This window comes from Companilactobacillus insicii (genome assembly GCF_003946015.1).
Classification (GTDB): domain Bacteria; phylum Bacillota; class Bacilli; order Lactobacillales; family Lactobacillaceae; genus Companilactobacillus; species Companilactobacillus insicii.
The window spans coordinates 1-19,546 of sequence record NZ_RHNU01000018.1; the positions used below are offsets into that span (position 1 = coordinate 1).

Genomic DNA, 19,546 nt, shown 5'->3' on the forward strand with positions numbered 1-19,546 from the left:
AAAAGAACCATCAGAGAAATCCCATTAGATTTCTTTGATGGTTCTTTTTTTAGAGTCTAGAGTTTTGTCCCAGACTCTTTTTTTTATTTAATAAGGTGCTTATCAGTAAGTGCCTTTGTACGAGCATCTAATTCTTTTAGTTTATCAGCATCATCATGACATTTGATTGCTTCAACGATGATTTGTGCAACCTCGGCACAATCTTCCTCATCAAAGCCACGAGATGTGATAGCTGGTGTTCCTAAACGAAGACCTGAAGTGTACTTAGGTGGCAAAGGATCATTAGGAATAGCTTCTTTGTTAGATGTAATATGAATACTATCAAGTAAGTCTTGAACTTCCATACCATTCAATTCAGTTTCGGTTAATACAACGTTAAGAAGATGATTATCAGTACCACCAGTTAGGACCGACAAATTTTCTGAATCATTAATAACTTTTGCCATAGCAGCAGCATTTTTAATAACTTGCTCAATATAATCTTTAAATTGAGGTTGTAGATCTTCACCGAAAGCAACTGCTTTAGCAGCAATAACATGTTCAAGTGGTCCACCTTGTGTTCCGGGGAATACTGCTGAATTAATCTTTTTACCTAGTTCTTTCTTAGCAATAATCATTCCACCACGTGGACCTCTTAGTGTCTTATGTGTTGTTGTTGTAACAATATCAGCAACACCGACTGGAGTAGGGTGTAGTCCGACCGCCACTAGTCCAGCAATGTGTGCCATATCAACCATTAGCAATGCGCCAACTGAATCAGCAATTTCTCTGAATTTGTTGAAATCAATAGTACGACTGTAAGCTGAAGCACCAGCAACGATTAGTCTAGGTTTAACTTCTTCAGCAATTTTTTGAACATTATCGTAATCAATAAATCCTTCATCATTAACTCCATATGAGTGGAATTGATACATTTTACCGGAGAAATTAACCTTTGAGCCATGGGTTAAATGTCCACCAGCGTTAAGATCCATACCTAAAACTGAATCACCAGGTTTTAATACTGCTTGATATGCGGCAGCGTTTGCTTGAGAACCTGAATGAGGTTGAACATTTACATATTCGGCATTGAATAGCTTCTTAGCACGTTCAATTGCTAGAGCTTCAATTTGGTCGATGTATTCACAACCACCGTAGTAGCGGCGACCAGGATATCCCTCAGCATACTTATTAGTTAGAACAGAACCTTGAGCTTTTCTAACGTTATCAGAAACGATATTTTCAGAAGCAATCAATTCGATATTACGGTTTTGACGATCTTCTTCTTTACCGATTAAATCAAAAATTTCTTTATCACCTGAACTATATTGCATTCAAAACATCTCCTTAATTATTGTTAACCACACTAGTACCATTGGAATAATTAATCGTTACTCCATTTTCTATGTTAAAAATGTAAACATTAAAAGTAACTTGATTATCGTTATTTCCTTGACTATCAAGTGACTCAGCCATCATCTGAACTCCTCTAGCAACCAACTCGTTTCCTCGATAAATCGGTTTGACACGATATCTTATGAAATTACTTGGATTTTGTTTCAAATAATAAGCTATGTCATTTTCATGTTTCAACATTTCTGGAGAATTTAGTGATCTTGTGCCTGTCATTAAGTTCTTAGGATTGTTGTTTTGACCGGTTAACTGATAACCAATCAAATGAGAACGATTATATAACCAACCACTTTTGAGCCTTTTATTGTGCCAGCCTGTAGGATTGACATATAAAGGTTCGCGTTTGGCAGTAGGCATTAAGCTTTTATTTAATAGTGCATCTGCTTGAATTGCACGATTCAAGTTATCTAAGTTAGCGAAACTTTGCCATGCACCATTTGCAATACTCAAATCTGACTTATTAAATGTAGGCTTATTGTTGTTAACTTCGATCTCTTGTTGGTTGTGATAATCTTGGTAATTAAGACTTGCTAGATTGGTAGTGGAACTAGTTGTCGTTTTTTCTTCCTGTTTAGGATTATCGCCCAATAGGGAAGAATTACCTTGATAATTTTCGTAGATACCTGAGCCACCGACTACAATTAATAATAATCCTAATGAAACTAGACGACGGTGAACCCTTCTTTTGGGTTTCGTCATAAATGTGGTAAATAGAACAATGACCCCTAACAGGGTCAGTAGTAACATATACATAAAATTTCCCCTCAACTCAAAGATTTATAAAAAATCTTCAATTGTCATTTTATCATATAACAGAAGTATTTCTTAGCCAGAACATTGGTAAATTAGTAATTCGATATTCAAATAAAAAAGATTCAATCATTATGGATTGAATCTCACATGAAAGTCTTTTTCAATGCTTCGATACGATCATCCAATGGTGGGTGAGTATCGAATAACCCTGAAAAATGTTTTTTCTTCTTATTTGGGTCATCAATATATAGTGCGGAACTGGCATCGTCAACTTTTTTCATCGGTTTTGTACTTGCTTTTAATTTTTCCAAGGCATTTATCAATCCTTGAGGATTACGAGTCAATTCAGCACCAGATACATCGGCAAGATATTCACGATTACGAGACACAGCTAACTGGACTAAGCTTGCAATAAAAGGACCTAGAATCATAAATATAATTCCAATTAGCCATAGTGCGGCTCGAATCGCGAACCAACCACCATTATTAGAATCTCTGTCATCGCGGTCAAATGGTAATACGAAACGATACGCATTACCAATTAGATAACTAAGAAAAATGATTGCGGAAGATAGCGCTAGTGAAATTGTTGAAACACGAATGTCATAGTTTTTAACGTGGGATATTTCATGTGCAAGAACACCTTCAAGTTCCTCACGGTTCATCATTTTGTACAATCCACTTGTTACGGCCACGGCGGCATGTTCTGGATCTCGTCCGGTTGCAAAGGCATTAGGACTGTCATCCTTGATGATATAAATATCGGGTAAAGGAATATTTGCGACCATTGATAGATCCTCAACAATGTGCCATAAGTCGGGGGCCTCTTCAGCTGAATTTAGTTTTTTGGCACCATTCATTTGCATTACAATACTGGTAGATTGAAAGTAAGTTATCAGTGTATAAACTAGGGCAACAATTAAAGCAATTATAATGCCACCCCAAATATTGTCCATAAAGAATTCGCCAATGAAGCTTCCAATACCAGCCAAAATAATGAAGAAAATTGTAAAAATTAAATATGTTTTACGTTTATTCCTATCAATTTGCTGGTAGATCATAATTTAACTCCCTAGAATTTAACTTTAGGGGCTTCTTTTTCCGCTTCAGGAATTTGCAAGAAGTCCATTTCTTTAAATCCATGAATTTTTGCAACAATATTTCTTGGAAATGTTTCAAGTGCAGTATCATATGCCTGAACTTGACTGTTGTATGCTTGGCGTGCGTAAGCAACTTTATTTTCTGTATTAGACAATTCTTCCATTAATTTGCCGAATTCTTGATTAGCTTTTAAGTCAGGATAATTTTCTGCAAGAGCAAACACTTGTCTTAATACACCAGTCAATTGGTTATCAGCATCTACTTTTTCTTGTAGTGAGTCAGCATTAGCAACGCTGTTTCTTAGCTCAACCACTTTAGAAAGCGTCTCTTTTTCGTGAGTAGCATATCCCTTTACTGTTTCGACTAGATTTGGAATCAAGTCTGTGCGTCGTTTCAATTGAACATCAATTTGTGAACTGAATTCTCGTGCACGATTACGGTATTTAACTAGGCCGTTGTACATTGCAGCATATGCAATCACAAGTAAAACTATAATAACAACAATAATTATTGTGGTCATAAATTTCTCCTTTGAACTTTTATTAACACCAATTTTACCATATCTACATATAACAACCTATATTTCAAACTTATTGACAAATTGGATATTTAGACTTTATCACTATTTGATTTATTTAAAATAATTTATAATTTGATTCATAAAAGAAATATAATTATAAAGTAATTCTTTGAGAGGTACGCCTATGAAAAATAGAATTAAAGTATGGTTGATCTCATTTCTTTGTACTACTATATTAATCCCAACACTGCCTATAAGTTCTATTAGTGCAGATGATACAACTGGTGCAAATGAGTCGACTGATGTGAGTGAGAATATTGATCAAGATGAATTTGCCAGTAAAGTAGACAATTTGTTAACTCAAAAGGATTTTTCGGGGACTATTTTAGTTATTAAAGATGGAAAAGTTCTTTATCAAACTAGCCGAGGCTATGCTAACTTTGCTAAGGGACGTATGAATACTGAACATACAGCTTATGAAATAGATTCAATACAAAAGGCTTTGACGGCTGCTCTTTTAATGAAACAAGTGGAAAAGGGTAAATTGAAATTAAGTGATAAATTATCTAAGTTTTATCCCGATGTACCAGGCAGTAAGAAAATAACAATTCGTCAAATGCTCGATATGAAATCTGGATTGGTAATGTCAAATCAAATAGGCCCAGATTCAGTTATGTCAGATGATCACATTTTGAATAACGATATAAAAAAGTTACATTTTTCTAGAATTTACTATAATAGATGGTTTTATTCACCAATTAATTATAATTTGTTGAGTGGTGTGCTAGAAAAGGTAACTGGGAAATCTTATCGCTATTTGTTTACAAAAGCTTATATTGATAAATTAAAATTGAAGCATACCATTTTTGCATATGATAGATCACCTCAAATTGAAAAAGCTGCAGGATATAGCAATGTTGATCCTCTATCCCCAAGAGCAAATTATCATAATGCTTTTAGAACCAATCGTTATTATACATATGATGAATTGGGAACAGGGCAGGTTTATATGAGTGCGATGGATTTATATAAAGCTGAGCACTATATAGTTTCGGGTACTATGTTATCGAAAAAATCTAAAAAAGAATTATTTAAGTCTGGCAGTAGCAGTTCTTATGGTGGTGGCTTCTACAATGGAAATAACAATAAATTTGCTAATGGTTGGGGATACGGGTTTCAGACAGTAGTTCATATTTCAGATAATGGTAAGGATTCAGTAGTTGTTCTAGAAAATTATCAAAGATTGGCTGCAGATATTAAGCCAACAGCATCACAAATTTATAGCATGTTAAATAATAATTAGCTATTTATCTATGAAACGTGTATTATTAATAGAGCAGGTAGCCTACCTGCTTAAGGGTTATCTTATACATTCCAAAGATTTACTGTAAGATAACTTTCAAGACTTTCTGTCACGGATTGATGGAAGGTCTTTTTTTGTGGATTTTTTTTAATTGGTGTAGCTTATTCATTAGGGAGGTTTTATTAATGTATAAATTAAATGATGGTCAAATGATCCCAGAAATTGGTTTTGGAACATACAAACTAAATGGCAATAAGGGTTCTCAAAGCATAGTTTCAGCAATCAATAATGGATATCGTATGCTAGATACTGCATATAACTATGAAAATGAGGGTGCGGTTGGTCATGCAATTGAGCGTACACCAATTCCACGTACTGAATTAACAGTGACATCAAAATTGCCTGGCCGTTATTATCATTACGACGATGCAATTGAAAGAATTCAGGAGTCACTCTATCGTGCGCACTTGGATTATTTTGATATCTATCTATTGCATTGGCCAAATCCCAAGCGTGATATGTATGTAGAAGCATGGAATGCTCTAATTGATGCTCAAAAGTTTGGACTTGTAAAATCAATTGGTGTCTGCAATTTCTTGCCAGAACATCTTGATCGACTAGAGAAGGAGACTGGTGTTATACCAGCAATTAATCAAATTGAGTTACATCCATATTTTAATCAAAAAGAAATGCGTAAGTATGATTCAGAGCATGGTATTGTTACCATGGATTGGAGTCCATTGGGGCGTGCTAGTTCAGTTTTAAAGGATCCTAATTTGATTGAGTTGGCTAATAAATATAATAAGTCAGTTGGACAAATTATTTTAAGATGGGAACATCAAATTGATACTTTACCGATTCCTAAGTCAGCTAATCCAAATAGACAGATGGATAATATTGATATTTTTGATTTCAGCATTTCTGATGAGGACATGCAGAGAATTAATGCTTTGACAAAAGTTAACGGAAGAGTTAATAATCAAGATCCTGCTGAATATGAAGAATTTTAGTCTTTAACGATTCAATAAATTGATTGTTGTTAATAATTAGTTATTTAGAGAGCAGAGTTAATATCTAATTCTGTTCTTTTTTGTGGCAAAAATGCAGGTCAAAAAGTAATAAATAATTACTCAAAAATAGAATCAAAATATTCATATATTTTTATTGTAGTTTTAAGGTATGAGAACTATATTGTATGTGTAAATACTTACAAAACGTGTTAATCATAATTCAAGAGGTGGTTCTTATGTATAGAAGTAACGGTAATTATGAAGCATTTGCACATCCAATGAAGCCAGAAGGTGTTGACAACAAGTCGGCATACATTGTTGGTTCTGGATTAGCTGGATTGGCTGCAGCAACGTTCCTTGTACGTGATGGTCAAATGAAAGGTGATAAAATTCATGTTCTTGAAGAATTAGGACTTCCCGGTGGAAGTATGGATGGAATTTGGAACGAACAAAAAGGTTATATTATTCGAGGTGGTAGAGAGATGGAACCACATTTCGAAACACTTTGGGATTTATTCAGATCCATTCCGACACTTGAAAATCCTGATGTATCTATTCTTGATGAATTCTATTGGTTGAATAAGAAAGATCCAAGTTATTCAAAGGGTAGAGCTATCCAAAATCAAGGTAAGGATATTGATACACCTGATAAATTAACTTTGACACCAAAGGCAGTTGAAGAATTGTTACATTTGGTATTAACACCTGAAAAAGATCTTAATGATAAGAGAATTGACGAAGTATTTACAGATGAGTTCTTTAAGTCAAACTTCTGGCTATATTGGTCAACTATGTTTGCCTTTGAACCATGGGCAAGTGCCATGGAAATGAGACGTTATTTGATGAGATTTGTTCATCATATCGATTCGTTACCTAACTTGTCATCATTGAGATTTACAAAATATAATCAATATGAATCTTTGATTTTGCCAATCGTTAAATTCCTAGAAGGCAAAGGAGTACACTTCGAATACAATACTCATGTTGAAAATGTTGAAGTAGACACTTCCAATAATGAAAAGGTTGCTAAGAAGTTAGTAAAGACAACTGATGGCAAGGACACATCTGTTGACTTGACAGTAAATGATTTGGTCTTTGTAACTAACGGTTCGATTACTGAAAGTACAACATACGGTGATCAAACACATCCAGCACCAACAGAACATGAGTTGGGTGATAGTTGGAGGCTTTGGGAGAACTTAGCTAAGCAAGATCCAGCTTTTGGTAATCCTGATAAGTTCTGTAAAAATATTCCAGAAGCAAATTGGGTTATTTCCGGAACAATTACTTTGACAGATGATGAAGCTGTTCCATATATTGAAAAGATCAGTAAAAAAAATCCACATAGTGGCTCCATCGTAACTAGCGGCCCTGTAAGTATTAAGGATTCGAATTGGCTATATGGATATTCAATTAGTCGTCAACCACACTTTAAGGCACAAAAACCTAATGAATTAGTTGTTTGGGTATATGGATTATTCTCAGATAAACCTGGTAACTTCGTAAATAAGAAGATTACTGAGTGTAGTGGTGAGGAACTATGTGAAGAATGGTTGTATCACATTGGTGTTCCTACTGATAAGATCAAGGATATTGCAGAAAATCATGCAAGTACTATTCCAGCACATATGCCATATATCACTTCGTACTTTATGCCTAGAAAGATTGGAGATTGTCCATTAGTAGTGCCAGAAGGATCTAAGAACTTGGCATTCATAGGCAACTTCTCTGAAACTGAACGTGACACAGTCTTTACAACTGAATATTCAGTACGTACGGCTATGGAAGCTGTCTACACATTGTTAGACGTTGATCGTGGTGTCCCTGAGGTATTTGCTTCAGCCTTCGATACACGTGTATTGATGAAAGCTGCATACTACTTGAATGATCAAAAGGGCTTGAAGGATATCAAACTGCCATTTAAAGATCGTATAGTAGAAAAGCAAGTTCTTGAAAAGATTCATGGAACTTATATTGAAGAATTGATGAAAGAAGCAAAGCTTCTATAATATATAATCATTTTTAGTTAAAGCAACCTCAAGCGAGGTTGCTTTTTTGTATTGTTTAGGCAAATAACTAATCAAAGGCTTCTGAAGGTCGTAAACTACAGTTATCAAGTGTAAACTTGACATTCTCGATAAAGCTAGTATAGTAAAGAGTTAAAAATTCGAACGTGGAGGTAAACAATATGAAAAAATATTCTGTTTCAATGGACAAAAAGAAGCATCTGTTTACCGTCGTAGAGAAAAACAATAAAAAAGTTTCTGCATGCGGTAAATCGATCGAAGAGGCCGTTAATAAATTGATTAAGAAAAGTGCATAGATAAATGAAAGTGGTGATTCTCCTAGTTGAGAATCACCACTTTTTTGTTACACTTAAACCACGACAAATTATTTAGAGGAGAGCCATGAGAAAAGGAATTGAATTGGATATGGTAGTTTCTGATGCGTTGACATCAGTTAAGACTTTTGAAAAAGTATTTAAGGTTGAGATTTTAGAAATTCAAAGTACTGTCAAGGAAAATGATACTGTCTTGGTCGATATGGAGGGAATGCACATTCATTTTTTAAGTAAAAATGAAGAGGTGGGCTTTAAAACTCCAACTAGTACCCCAGAATCAATGTGGGTAAACGTGATTGTTGATGATATTGAAAGAACTAAGGATGCTGCGGTTGATGCAGGATTAGAATTGATTATTCCAATTACTAAGGAATCATACGAAGGCATGTTGTATATGCTCTTGAAAGATAGGGATAATTATCAATGGATGGTTTATGAAGCAGAATAAATTTTAGTTATGGGGGATGAAGCATGTTTTTACTATTTATATTACTAACACTTGAATTTACAGTATTATCGTATTTTCCATTTGTGTATGCTTTGGTCAAGAATAAAAACTCCAAATTAGGGGTACAGTTACATATTGCAATTCAGATAGCTTTGTTCTTGGTTTCTTTGTTTGTTGTTTATTTTATTGGACCTGATCAAACTTGGAAATCAGTTTTAGAGAACAACCTATTGATGCTAGCTATATCAGCGGCTTTGCATGGTGTTGTTTTAGCTATTTCAAAACGCTCAACACATAAATTTGAAGGGAAACTTTTGTTTACCGCAGTGGGTTCTGCCCTGTCATTAGGAGTTGTAATAGTTGTGATTATTATAGCTGGTTATGCAACGACTAAGTCAGTTGCTAAAATTACTGATGTGACTGAGAATTCAACGACGAAAACTGCGCCGATGCCACTTATTAATTCAAAAAGTAAAGAAGTTCCAGTTGTTAATTCATATAAGACTGTCCGAAATCAAATGCAAAATTCGTTGTCGAATGTTCCAGATTCAAATGTTTACTCGTTGAATCACGCGCGAGTTCAGTTTTATCACGATAAGTTAGTGTATGTTGCACCATTGGACTTTGATGGTTCGTTCTTTAGATACAACCATTATAAAAAGGTGCCTGGTTACTTTATTGTTGATGCGACTTCTAAAAATGCTAAACCAAAATTCATCAGTAAGAGTATGAAATATACTCCTTCGGCATACTTTGGGCATGATGCTGGTCGAAGAATTTATGCTTCAATCGTTGGACGCGGTTTAGTTATTTCTGGTAATGCGCCACAACTTGAAATCAATGAATCAGGGCATCCTTATTATGTGCAAACTTTGTACAAGCAATATGGGATGTCTCAACGAAAGAATTATCGAAAAATTTATGTAGCTGTTTTAGATTCAGTCACTGGTAAAGTAAATATTTATAAACAAGGTGAACAACCAAAATGGATCGATGTTACTTTTGATCCTAATATTGCAAGTGACAAGATTTATTCTTATGCGACTGAACGTAACGGTTGGTGGAATGCGCATGGATTCGGTGGTTCGCGTTTAGGAGTTATGAAGTCAGTTGATAACGTTGGTACTGAGGGTAAAGATGACATCTTTACACCGATTGCCTATAAGAAGGATATTTATTACTTTACTTCAATGACAAGTAATAATAAGAAACAGACGTCAGTTCTAGGCTACATGTACGTTAATGCTAAGACGGGCAAGACTTATTATTATCGTGAAGAGGCAGACGCAATGACACCTAATCGTGCTGATAGTTTGGCCGAAAATCGGATGAAACAGACACAATGGAAGGCTAATATGCCGCTGCTATATCGTATCGATGGTAAGCCTACTTGGGTCGTTTCGATGATTGATGATAATGGTGCTTTCATGTCATATGTTTATCTGTTAGCAAATGGTAATGGTACTCAAGATACTGTTGCTGTGGGAACTGATGCTAAGTCTACTTTGCAAAAATATCGTAATTTATTCAATTCTGACTTGGGTACAGCAAGTTCTTCATACTCAGGTAAGAAGCAGAAGTTTGGTGGCACTATTAAGCGTGTTGTCAAAGTTAATAATAGTGAAGTTGCCTTTCTGATGAATGATAAAGAAAATGTCTTCTATGCTTCAATCAAGGATTATCCTCGAAATATGTTTGTTCAAAGCGGAGATGAAGTTAGTTTTACTGGATATAAAGATGGTAAGACGGTTGTTGTTGTTAAAGATATTAACAATAAGAATCTTTAAAAAAGTGCTATTAGCGATTTTGCTAATAGCATTTTTTTGGAATTCACAATTAAATTAGATACTAAAAAAGCCGCAAACACAAGGCTTACGGCTTTACTAGTATTACAATAATTCACAAACTATCACCCGTATGGGAATATATAGGCGACCTAAAAGACTGGTATCACTGACTTTCTAACTTGTTTGTGCCCTATTTGTGCCCCAAAATATCATCCTAAGTTTTCATCTAATATTTGGTTAGTTTTTTCTTCTTGTTCTTTCTTACCATTTTGAAGAAGGTGAGCATAAGTGCTTAAAGTTATAGCTATATTCTTGTGACCTAATCTTTGAGAGACATAAGCTATATCTACGCCGTGAGAAATTAGAATTGATGCGTGTGTATGTCGTAATCCATGGAAAGTGATAATAGGTAATATCTCCAGTTTTTTTAATTTATCCGATAAAGCCTGATTGGCAGCACTATCAGAAATGATATTAAAATTAGAATTTTTGAATACTAGATTCTGTTCGTCTCTGTATCCCTTTTTTAAAAATAGCTCTTGTTGTTCTTTTTTTAGTTGTTTAAGTATTGTTATGAGTGAATTTGAAATAGCAATTTCACGATCAGAAGTTTCAGTTTTTACCTTTTTGAAATCCTGAACTTTTGAATAATCAAATCCATGTTTAATATAAACAGTTTTCTTTTTAAAATGAACATTATCCCATGTCAATCCAGAAACTTCACCAATACGACATCCAGTCATTAATGAAAATATTATCTCATAATTAACCATCTTATTCATTGAAGCATGTTTTAAACAATCTGATTTTAAGGCTTTAGCATCATTTTCATTGATGTATTTGGCTTCCTCAGGTTTACTTGCTTTTTGACTTGCTATAGTAACGCCGTGAGTAAAGTCAGTATAAATAATACGTTCTTGAATAGCATCTTGAACAATTGCCCGAATTCGACTATTTAATTTAGATATGCTCTCTTTGACGTGAGTTTTACCATACGTGTTAAGCATCTTTTGATATCCCATTTTGGTAACATCTTTTAATTTTGTATCTTTAAAATGATTTTCAATTTCAACGGGTATTAAAGAATATATATAATAGCTATGCTCAGTAATATTTCCTTTTTTATAAGTTTCTATCCATTCTTTTGAATAAGCTACAAATGAAACATTTTCTTTTTTTGAAATGCCTGACTGAAGGTGTTTCGTCTCTACATCAATACCTGCTATTTTAGCTTCTTTTGAAGTGGAAAATCCAGATTTAGATATTGATTTACGTTTACCTTCAGAATCATAGTATTTGACTCTATACGTCCAAGTTTTGCCACGTTTATATACTTCCATGAGTATTCCTCCAGTATGGTATACTAAAGGAGCTAAAAGGGTACAGTAGTCCCATTTAGTATAGATTTCGTTTAAGTCATATCCCATCTACTTTGGTCGGTGAGGGATATGGCTTTTTTTTTTAATTTAATTAATTTTAGGCAATGATTCACTTTGCCAATATTCATCAACGAATACTGGTATCTTAGTAGAATCAAAGTTTTTAACATTTAAATCATTCAGTTTTGAACCATTAATTTTAGCAGTGGCTACAATTTCATCTTTTGTATTGCCACCCGAATCTGTCATTGGTAACTTTGCAAATATTTCAATATTTGATAATTGGTTATAATCAAATTTTTGCTTTGTTGTTTTTAAAATGTCGGTCATTTCCATAAGGATTCCACGAACGGCCATTTTTTCAGTGATTGCAGATTTGAGTTTGAAATTAACAACCGCAACATTTTTTCCACTATCATCAGGTGATATTGATATATTTTCGTATTTAACATCTGGTGAATTATTGACAATAGCTTTTTTATAAGTGTCACTTGTCAATTTTAATGGTAGTGTCTCTTTTTTTTCTTTTGGTTTTACTTTAGCCTTAGGTTTCACAGTTTCCTGCTTAGTAGTGGATTTATTACTACTTGCACTATTATCTTTTGACGGATTTAAACTGCCATAAGCCCATAATGCAAGGACCACAATAACCCAAAACCAAATCCTTTTATAAAAGGGTTTCTTCTTATTGCTATCTTCTTTCTTTCCCTTAACCATATCTATTCCTCCAATAACATTTTCAGCTTTTAAAGTCGTTCAGCTTGTTGGACTTAAAATTAATAATTCTTGTAAAATTCTTCATTAACAACTGATTCTAAATACTGTGGTATTTTAAATGCTCTCATAAAATCAATACTGTTAAATTCTTCTATCCGTTTTTCATACGTATAATAGGGCAACAATAATTTGATTGCCTGTACATTTGCTCGTCCTTCAATTCCGTATTTAGAAGGAGAGAAGTACAAACAGTTGGAATCATCTTTATTTATAAGATGTCCCATTTCATGGGCTAGCTGAAGTGGCAATTGTTCTGGGTCGTGCCAACTTCCGTTAACTACGATTGTTTTTGTATACGGATTAACAGCAGATGGTGTACGGCTAGAAAATCTATTATCGACTATGACACTATAGCCAAAGTCCATGGCTTTATTCATTAAAGAAGCCATTATGTCATTAATCATTCTTTTCCCCTCCACGCAATAAGCGTTTCATTAATTCAATATCTTCAGGTGGTATTGGACGTCCTTCAAACGTCATAATCACATCATTATCGGCAAGGTCAACTTGTTTTTTCTTATCGGTATCAGATGTCTCACCAGTAAGATATTCAACGGTCACACCTAAAGTATTTGCGATTGCTCTCAATGAATCGTACTTAGGATTTACTCCTTGATTGTACCTATAAATAGCGTTGGTACTCATTCCAGATTTTTCAGCGACTTGTTTTAAAGTAAGTCCTCTTTCTTTAGAAACTTTTTTAATTCTTTCAAACGTTGTCATATCGGTCCTTCTCCACGTTCGATGAAAAAACAATACAGTAAAATTACACAAAAGTATTTACAAATTACACAAAAGTATTTACAAATTACACAACTGTGTTATTATTAATTCATCAAGTAATTGAGCAACAAAAACACAAGCGGTTGTTGATAAGCTTTGGCGAGCAGGAATCAACAAACGTTAATAAAGGTTTATTTGCTATGCCTTTATAGTACACAACTGTGTTATTACTGTCAACAACTTGATAAACAAATAACAGTAAAGGAGTTGATTACATGCCAGAACAACAATTCGCAAAGGTAGCACATGACGTTGAGCGTTCAATTAAGGTCGCATTGCTTAATCGAGATATGACTCAAAAAGAGTTAGCTGAATTAATTCATGCTAATCCACAACAATTGAATAGAGCTATTAAAGGCGACATGACACCTAAGTCACGTGAACTACGTGAACAAGTAGCACGAGTTTTAAATCTATAAAAAAGAAGGCGAGAAATAATGAACAACTTACAAGAATTTAATTTTAAAGGAAACAATGTACGGACAGTGCAAATTGACAGCAAACCTTATTTTGTGGGTAAAGATGTGGCTGACATTCTTGGCTATAAAAATGGAAGCCGAGATATAAATAAACATGTAGATGATGACGATAAGCTGAAGTACCAAATCAGTACCGCAGGTCAATTACGTGAACAAACAGTTATTAACGAATCGGGGTTATATAGTTTAATTCTTTCTAGTAAATTACCGGCTGCAAAAGAATTCAAACGTTGGGTTACATCAGAAGTTTTACCCACTATCAGAAAGCATGGTGCTTACTTAACTGATTCCGCAATTGAACAAACGTTAACTGATCCAGATTATTTAATCAAATTAGCTACACAGCTTAAGACAGAACGTGAGGGTAGGTTGATTGCTGAACAGCAAGTTGCGGAAGACAGACCAAAAGTTACTTATTATGACAAAGTTCTCGCTAATCCATCATTAGTAACTATAACTATCATTGCTAAAGATTACGGGATGAGTGGTAGAGAAATGAATGCCAAACTTCATGAACTTGGAATTCAATATAAACAAGGTAAAACGTGGTTACTTTATTCTAAATATCAACATAACGGTTGGACTCATTCAGATACAACGATGGTCAAACGAAAAGATGGAACTGAAAAGGCTGTTTTAAACACTAAGTGGACTCAAAAAGGACGTTTGGGACTATATGAAGTTCTTAAACAGCACAATATTTATCCTATGATTGAACAACTTATGGAGGTCTAGCCAATGCCACAAACTATTAAGGCTGAAATTGTGATTGAAGTACCAGATGATCATGTCATTATTTCAACTGCAGAATTTAATGAATACCAATCGTTAAAAGATGATGGGCGTTGGTGGACTTCTAAAGACATTGAACAACGATACAACCACAAAATGGATTGGTTCAAACAAAAAATCTTGTATGTTCCCAAGTTTAAAAAGATTTTAGATTCCAAAAATGGTGGTTTCGTTCACTATTCCGATTTAGATGATGGACGTTATTGGAGCTTTGAGCCGAAACGATTCAAAAAATTTATGGAAGATAATTTTGCTGAAATTAATTCTTAAGGAGCAAAGTTTTATGAGAAGTATTCCAGTACCAATGATTATATGGTTACCAATCTTAGTCTGGTTCGTGACTTACCAGCTTACTAAGGCTGGTGGATTAAAAAAGTGGCTAAAAAAATATACAGATTTCTATATGTAAAGGAGGGATGTTATGAGTGCATTAAAAAAAGCCATCTCATGTGGTGATGAGATAACTTTAAAAAACGTAAGGTTCAAAGGTTCAATTATTTCTGGTCAAACATCGATTCCTTTAAACCATAATGTTCTGCAACTTGTTTACAAGAATCTAAGTAAAATTCTTCATGCAATGAAGCTTTGAAATTATCTAAAAGTAAAGAAGTTAGGGCATCGGAATTAACTTTTAAAAACTTATCAATTAGTTCTGTTGCAGTCGGATTAACTAATTGATGATCTGTTTCATTGAACTTAAATTCTCTTAATGTTTTAGACATTGCAGTGTCTAATGCTTTCTGAGCGTTCACATTGTTATTAATATGAATATTTTCCATTATTATCACTTCCTTTCTCAAGAAAAATTATATCAAAGAAGGAGAAATTTAAATGGACAACTTAGAAATTAAAACTGACGCCGATTATGATCCAAATGGCGATTGTGAACCTTATGATGTCATGGTTGACGATAAATTAACGGAGGAAAACGAATGACTATTAATAAAGACATATTAGCAATCAACGAAGCACTTGATCAATTTAGTAAAGCTAGTGAATCAGTTGGATATGCTAACGGATCAATCGGTGAATTACTAGAGATAAGAGATGCCACATTAAACAAAGATGATCGAGATGCCTATAGTTCTCAAATTGAACGTATGGATTGCAGATTAGATGTTTTAAGAAATGAGCAGATAAGAGCTAGAGAAGACGTGCAAAAAGCTTTTGAACAATACTACTCATAGAAGGGAGGTGAGCACATGAACCGAATTAAAGAGCTACGTAAAGAAAATCATTGGACACAAACAAAGTGGGAGCGTGGATATGCAAATCCACCGATCAATGATTTCCACACGTTAGCACAGATTTTTAAAGTATCAATGGAATATTTAGGAGGTTACAGCAATGAACGCAATAGACGTGATAACTGATGCATATTATGCAAGGTACCAGTGGGAAATATTCAGAGATCGAATAGCACACCACGAAAACCTGTATTCAAACATTATGCATGATTACTGGATAGTAGTCAGACAGAAGCATGAAGCTGAAGCTAGACTTTCAGAATACAAAAAAACTCTTAACCACGCCTATGGCTAAGAGCACAGAGAAATAATATTTACATTCAAATTATAACACGGAGGAACGTTAATTATGGCAACACTTTATGAATTAACTGGTAATTACTTGAAATTACTAGAATATGCAGAAGACACTGATCCAACTTTATATCACGACACAATGGACTCAATTACAGACGCTATCGAGGATAAGGCCGTTGGTTATGCGAAAGTAGATAAAGAATTGGCTAAAGACGAACAAGCGCTTAGAGATGAAGCGCAGCGCTTACGAGAAAGAGCTACATCTATTGGTAACAACCGTAGATATTTGAAACAAAATCTACAGGAAGCTATGGAAGAAACAAATAAAAAGAAGATCAAAACTCCTGAATTTACTATTTATGTTCAGAACAATCCAGAATCATTGAAACTAATTGACGAAAGTAAGATTCCAGCATATTTAACTAAGACCGATATTGTTCCCGACAAAACTCGAATCAAGCAACTATTAAAGGAAGGAAAAGATGTACCAGGTGCAGAGTTAAGTACCAGTTCATCTTTACGGATTAGATAAATGGAAATAGTAAAAGCTTCGGATGTCAGTAAAGGAAAAGATTTTTCAGCTCTAATCTATGCTCAACCAGGTTCAGGAAAAACTACCACGGCTAAATATTTATCCGGTAAAACATTAGTAATCGATGTAGATAGAACAACGAATGTTCTAGCTGGATTAGATAATATCGATATCGTTTATCTTGATACCATTCACCCAGCCCTCAAGACTAAAGAGTTGCTGAAAGATATTCACGACAATTACTTAGATAAGTACGACAATGTTTTCTTTGATAATTTATCAGAGTTTGAACAGTCATGGTTCGGTGAGAAAGCCAATGAGAGTAAGACAAAAGCTGGTAAAGATATGGGTACCCCACAACAAGGTGACTATAACCAATACACGTATTACCTCCACGATATGATCCAATATATTAACAGTTGGAAGAATATTAATAAAATTTATACAGCTTGGGAAGGGAATAGAGAAATCATTTCTCCCGAAGGCCAATCATTCACTCAGCTTATTCCCGACATTAGAGAGAAGTCAGTTAATAAAATCATGGGCCTGATGAATGTTGTTGCGAGATTAGTTATTAATGATGAAACAAAAAAGCGTGGTTATTTATTAGCACCGACACCAGCTTATTACGTTAAGAATCAAATTGATAATCGTTCATTTGCATTACAAGGTGATCTATTTAAGTGGGGTGATACAGATGTACAAACTCCACGATTATCAAACGAAGCTAGTGGATCAAGCAAGACAAAAGCTAAGTAGTGGTAAGAAATCGGTATTGATAGTTTCACCTGCTGGCTCTGGTAAATCAGTTGTAATCGCTGAAATAGCACGTCTAGCACTTCTTAAACCCAAAGGACAGGTAATGTTTACGGTTCATCGTAAAGAACTTGTAGAGCAAATAACACAGTCATTTAAAGCTAATGAAGTTGACCTATCACGTTGCACGATCATGACCGTTGGCAAGATTGCTCACAGGTTAGATAAGTTACCAAAACCAACTTTAATTATTACTGATGAGACACACCACTCACTCGCTAAAACTTATAAAAAAATCTATGAATATTACGAAGATATTCCAAGACTAGGCTTTACAGCAAGTCCGTGGAGGTTATCAGGCAAAGGACTAGGCAATGTATACGAATCGATGGTAGAGGGCCCAGATGTTAAGTGGTTGATTGATAATCACTATTTAGCGCCGTATGACTACTATTCTGTAAAACTAATTGATGATACAGCACTAAAACGTTCATCTACTGGTGACTATACGAATAAATCAATCGATGATGCCGTAGGAAAAGTTGTTTATGGGGATGTTATTAAAACCTATAAAGAGAAAGTCAATGGTCAGAAAGCCATTGTATATGCTCACAGTATCGAATTCAGTAAGAAAGTAGCTCAAGAATTCAATGAAGCTGGAATATCCGCTGAACATGCTGACAGTAAAACGCCCACTAAAGAACGTGAAAAAATAATGTCAGACTTTAAGACTGGCAAGATCAAAGTTCTATGCAATGTGGACCTAATAAGTGAAGGCTTTGATGTTCCAGATTGCACAGTAGTAATAATGCTACGTCCTACTAAAAGTTTGGTGTTAGACATTCAGCAATCAATGCGCTGTATGAGATATAAGCCGAATAAGAAAGCAACAATTATTGATCACGTTGCTAACTATAAAAGATTTGGTTTGCCTGATACTCCTAGAACATGGAGTTTAGAGGGCAGGGATAAGAAGAAAAAAGCAAGCGGTAGTGATGTACCAATTAGAACATGTCCACATTGCTTCGCAGTTATCTCAGCAGCTTATAGCACTTGCCCTATATGTGGCTATGAAATTGGAGTAGAAAGCAAAGAATTAAAAGTAGACAAGTCAGCGAAAGTTGAAAAGATTGGTAAAGATTTTCACTTTAAAACTGACTATGAAAAAGTTAGATATAGTCAGATGAAACCAGAAGACGCAACTAGTTTTAGAGATTTACAAAAGATTGGTAAAGCTCGTGGTTATAAACCGGGCTGGTCATTCTTTCAAGCAAAAGTACGTGGATTCGTACATTAAAATTAAAGGAGACAAATTAAAATGTCATTTATTAAAACAGATTACTCAAAGAACGAAGAAAGCAATTTTGAACCACTTCCAAGTGATAACTACGAAATGATTATTCAATCAGCTCAAGAACGTGCAACTAAAAACGGTGCTGAATCACTTCAATTAAAACTAATTGTCAGAAATGATTTAGATGGAGTTAGTGACAATCAAAAGAAGTATCATAATCGAATTGTATTCATGGATAACTGGAAGCGTAAAGCTACTAATCAATACGACATGCAAGGCTTTCAATACATTTTAGACGCTTGTAAGATTCCAGAAGGTACTGATATTCCAACTGTCCAAGCGTTTATGGACATGATTACTGGTAAGCCAGTCAATGTGTACGTAAAGAAAGAAGAAAATGAATACAACGGTAAGACTACCGAAATCAATCAAGTCTCACCATGGAACATTCAAGAAACTAAATTTCCTGATGTTCAACACAAATCTAAAGATCCAAATCCAACTAATGAAAAAGCACCGGAAGTGTCAGACAGCGACCTTCCGTTCTAGGAGGTC

Annotated in this window: 26 protein-coding genes; 17 read left to right on the forward strand and 9 right to left on the reverse strand. The window is 34.6% G+C overall.

Going from position 1 to position 19,546, the window contains the following annotated elements:
• Positions 1–83: 83 nt before the first annotated feature.
• The 4 genes from glyA to EKM79_RS06930 all read right to left on the reverse strand — a co-directional run bounded on the left by glyA (position 84) and on the right by EKM79_RS06930 (position 3,766).
• Positions 84–1,313, reverse strand: a complete 1,230-nt coding sequence (gene glyA, locus EKM79_RS06915) for a serine hydroxymethyltransferase (RefSeq protein WP_125567246.1) — start codon at positions 1,311–1,313, stop codon at positions 84–86.
• Between the two features lie 13 nt (positions 1,314–1,326).
• Positions 1,327–2,145 carry a DNA/RNA non-specific endonuclease gene (locus tag EKM79_RS06920; protein ID WP_125567247.1) on the reverse strand — a complete coding sequence of 273 codons (819 nt, stop codon included), beginning with the start codon at positions 2,143–2,145 and terminating at the stop codon, positions 1,327–1,329.
• A gap of 143 nt (positions 2,146–2,288) precedes the next feature.
• Entirely contained in the window at positions 2,289–3,206 is a 918-nt protein-coding gene (htpX, locus tag EKM79_RS06925) for a zinc metalloprotease HtpX (protein ID WP_125567249.1), read from the reverse strand.
• Positions 3,207–3,217: 11 nt separating this feature from the next.
• Entirely contained in the window at positions 3,218–3,766 is a 549-nt protein-coding gene (locus EKM79_RS06930; RefSeq protein ID WP_125567251.1) for a LemA family protein, read from the reverse strand.
• A 184-nt stretch (positions 3,767–3,950) separates the two neighbouring features.
• On the opposite strand from EKM79_RS06930, the gene EKM79_RS06935 reads away from it, so the two are divergent.
• The 6 genes from EKM79_RS06935 (at position 3,951) to EKM79_RS06955 (ending at position 10,655) form a co-directional block, all read left to right on the forward strand.
• Positions 3,951–5,069 carry a serine hydrolase domain-containing protein gene (locus EKM79_RS06935; protein ID WP_125567253.1) on the forward strand — a complete coding sequence of 373 codons (1,119 nt, stop codon included), beginning with the start codon at positions 3,951–3,953 and terminating at the stop codon, positions 5,067–5,069.
• 185 nt (positions 5,070–5,254) lie between these two features.
• Positions 5,255–6,079, forward strand: a complete 825-nt coding sequence (locus EKM79_RS06940; RefSeq protein WP_125567256.1) for an aldo/keto reductase — start codon at positions 5,255–5,257, stop codon at positions 6,077–6,079.
• A 236-nt stretch (positions 6,080–6,315) separates the two neighbouring features.
• Entirely contained in the window at positions 6,316–8,088 is a 1,773-nt protein-coding gene (locus tag EKM79_RS06945; RefSeq protein ID WP_125567258.1) for an oleate hydratase, read from the forward strand.
• Positions 8,089–8,252: 164 nt separating this feature from the next.
• Positions 8,253–8,402 carry a DUF5945 family protein gene (locus EKM79_RS12405; RefSeq protein ID WP_281273215.1) on the forward strand — a complete coding sequence of 50 codons (150 nt, stop codon included), beginning with the start codon at positions 8,253–8,255 and terminating at the stop codon, positions 8,400–8,402.
• 85 nt (positions 8,403–8,487) lie between these two features.
• A complete protein-coding gene (locus EKM79_RS06950; protein WP_125567260.1) occupies positions 8,488–8,868 on the forward strand; it encodes a VOC family protein in 381 nt (126 codons plus the stop codon).
• 23 nt (positions 8,869–8,891) lie between these two features.
• On the forward strand, positions 8,892–10,655 hold the full coding sequence (locus tag EKM79_RS06955; RefSeq protein WP_125567262.1) for a hypothetical protein: 1,764 nt from the start codon (positions 8,892–8,894) through the stop codon (positions 10,653–10,655).
• Between the two features lie 209 nt (positions 10,656–10,864).
• On the opposite strand, the gene EKM79_RS06960 is transcribed toward EKM79_RS06955, so the two are convergent.
• The 4 genes from EKM79_RS06960 to EKM79_RS06975 form a co-directional block, all read right to left on the reverse strand.
• A complete protein-coding gene (locus tag EKM79_RS06960) occupies positions 10,865–11,995 on the reverse strand; it encodes a tyrosine-type recombinase/integrase (RefSeq protein ID WP_164506032.1) in 1,131 nt (376 codons plus the stop codon).
• Positions 11,996–12,121: 126 nt separating this feature from the next.
• On the reverse strand, positions 12,122–12,751 hold the full coding sequence (locus EKM79_RS06965) for a hypothetical protein (RefSeq protein ID WP_125567266.1): 630 nt from the start codon (positions 12,749–12,751) through the stop codon (positions 12,122–12,124).
• Between the two features lie 59 nt (positions 12,752–12,810).
• The gene (locus EKM79_RS06970; RefSeq protein WP_125567268.1) at positions 12,811–13,215 is read right to left on the reverse strand and encodes an ImmA/IrrE family metallo-endopeptidase; all 405 of its coding nucleotides are present in this window, start codon (positions 13,213–13,215) and stop codon (positions 12,811–12,813) included.
• Positions 13,208–13,534, reverse strand: coding sequence for a helix-turn-helix domain-containing protein (locus EKM79_RS06975; RefSeq protein ID WP_057766040.1), 327 nt, complete (start codon positions 13,532–13,534; stop codon positions 13,208–13,210). Before EKM79_RS06975 ends, EKM79_RS06970 begins: the two co-directional genes overlap by 8 nt.
• A gap of 275 nt (positions 13,535–13,809) precedes the next feature.
• On the opposite strand from EKM79_RS06975, the gene EKM79_RS06980 reads away from it, so the two are divergent.
• Genes EKM79_RS06980 through EKM79_RS12480 form a run of 4 tightly spaced genes read left to right on the forward strand, consistent with a single transcriptional unit; the run spans position 13,810 to position 15,274 of the window.
• Entirely contained in the window at positions 13,810–14,013 is a 204-nt protein-coding gene (locus EKM79_RS06980; protein WP_125567270.1) for a helix-turn-helix domain-containing protein, read from the forward strand.
• 18 nt (positions 14,014–14,031) lie between these two features.
• Complete coding sequence (locus tag EKM79_RS06985) at positions 14,032–14,808, forward strand: phage antirepressor (RefSeq protein WP_125567272.1); 777 nt, start codon at positions 14,032–14,034, stop codon at positions 14,806–14,808.
• Between the two features lie 3 nt (positions 14,809–14,811).
• Positions 14,812–15,135: a DUF771 domain-containing protein gene (locus EKM79_RS06990; RefSeq protein ID WP_125567274.1), complete on the forward strand. Its 324-nt coding sequence runs from the start codon at positions 14,812–14,814 to the stop codon at positions 15,133–15,135.
• Positions 15,136–15,148: 13 nt separating this feature from the next.
• Complete coding sequence (locus EKM79_RS12480; protein WP_274596047.1) at positions 15,149–15,274, forward strand: hypothetical protein; 126 nt, start codon at positions 15,149–15,151, stop codon at positions 15,272–15,274.
• An 85-nt stretch (positions 15,275–15,359) separates the two neighbouring features.
• On the opposite strand, the gene EKM79_RS06995 is transcribed toward EKM79_RS12480, so the two are convergent.
• Positions 15,360–15,617, reverse strand: coding sequence for a hypothetical protein (locus EKM79_RS06995; protein ID WP_125567276.1), 258 nt, complete (start codon positions 15,615–15,617; stop codon positions 15,360–15,362).
• 180 nt (positions 15,618–15,797) lie between these two features.
• On the opposite strand from EKM79_RS06995, the gene EKM79_RS07000 reads away from it, so the two are divergent.
• From EKM79_RS07000 to EKM79_RS07030, 7 genes are read left to right on the forward strand one after another with little or no spacing between them, the layout of a single operon-like run.
• Complete coding sequence (locus tag EKM79_RS07000) at positions 15,798–16,052, forward strand: hypothetical protein (RefSeq protein ID WP_125567278.1); 255 nt, start codon at positions 15,798–15,800, stop codon at positions 16,050–16,052.
• 15 nt (positions 16,053–16,067) lie between these two features.
• Positions 16,068–16,238 carry a helix-turn-helix domain-containing protein gene (locus EKM79_RS07005; RefSeq protein WP_125567280.1) on the forward strand — a complete coding sequence of 57 codons (171 nt, stop codon included), beginning with the start codon at positions 16,068–16,070 and terminating at the stop codon, positions 16,236–16,238.
• Positions 16,213–16,407 (forward strand): hypothetical protein, encoded by a 195-nt coding sequence (locus EKM79_RS07010; RefSeq protein WP_125567282.1) that lies wholly within the window; start codon positions 16,213–16,215, stop codon positions 16,405–16,407. Before EKM79_RS07005 ends, EKM79_RS07010 begins: the two co-directional genes overlap by 26 nt.
• Positions 16,408–16,461: 54 nt before the next feature.
• Positions 16,462–16,941, forward strand: coding sequence for a siphovirus Gp157 family protein (locus EKM79_RS07015; protein WP_125567284.1), 480 nt, complete (start codon positions 16,462–16,464; stop codon positions 16,939–16,941).
• Positions 16,942–17,700, forward strand: a complete 759-nt coding sequence (locus EKM79_RS07020) for an AAA family ATPase (RefSeq protein WP_125567286.1) — start codon at positions 16,942–16,944, stop codon at positions 17,698–17,700. It begins immediately after the preceding gene.
• Positions 17,639–18,994 carry a DEAD/DEAH box helicase gene (locus tag EKM79_RS07025; protein WP_125567288.1) on the forward strand — a complete coding sequence of 452 codons (1,356 nt, stop codon included), beginning with the start codon at positions 17,639–17,641 and terminating at the stop codon, positions 18,992–18,994. The genes EKM79_RS07020 and EKM79_RS07025 overlap by 62 nt, the downstream gene beginning before the upstream one ends.
• A gap of 21 nt (positions 18,995–19,015) precedes the next feature.
• On the forward strand, positions 19,016–19,540 hold the full coding sequence (locus EKM79_RS07030; protein ID WP_125567290.1) for a DUF669 domain-containing protein: 525 nt from the start codon (positions 19,016–19,018) through the stop codon (positions 19,538–19,540).
• The last annotated feature ends 6 nt before the right edge of the window (positions 19,541–19,546 follow it).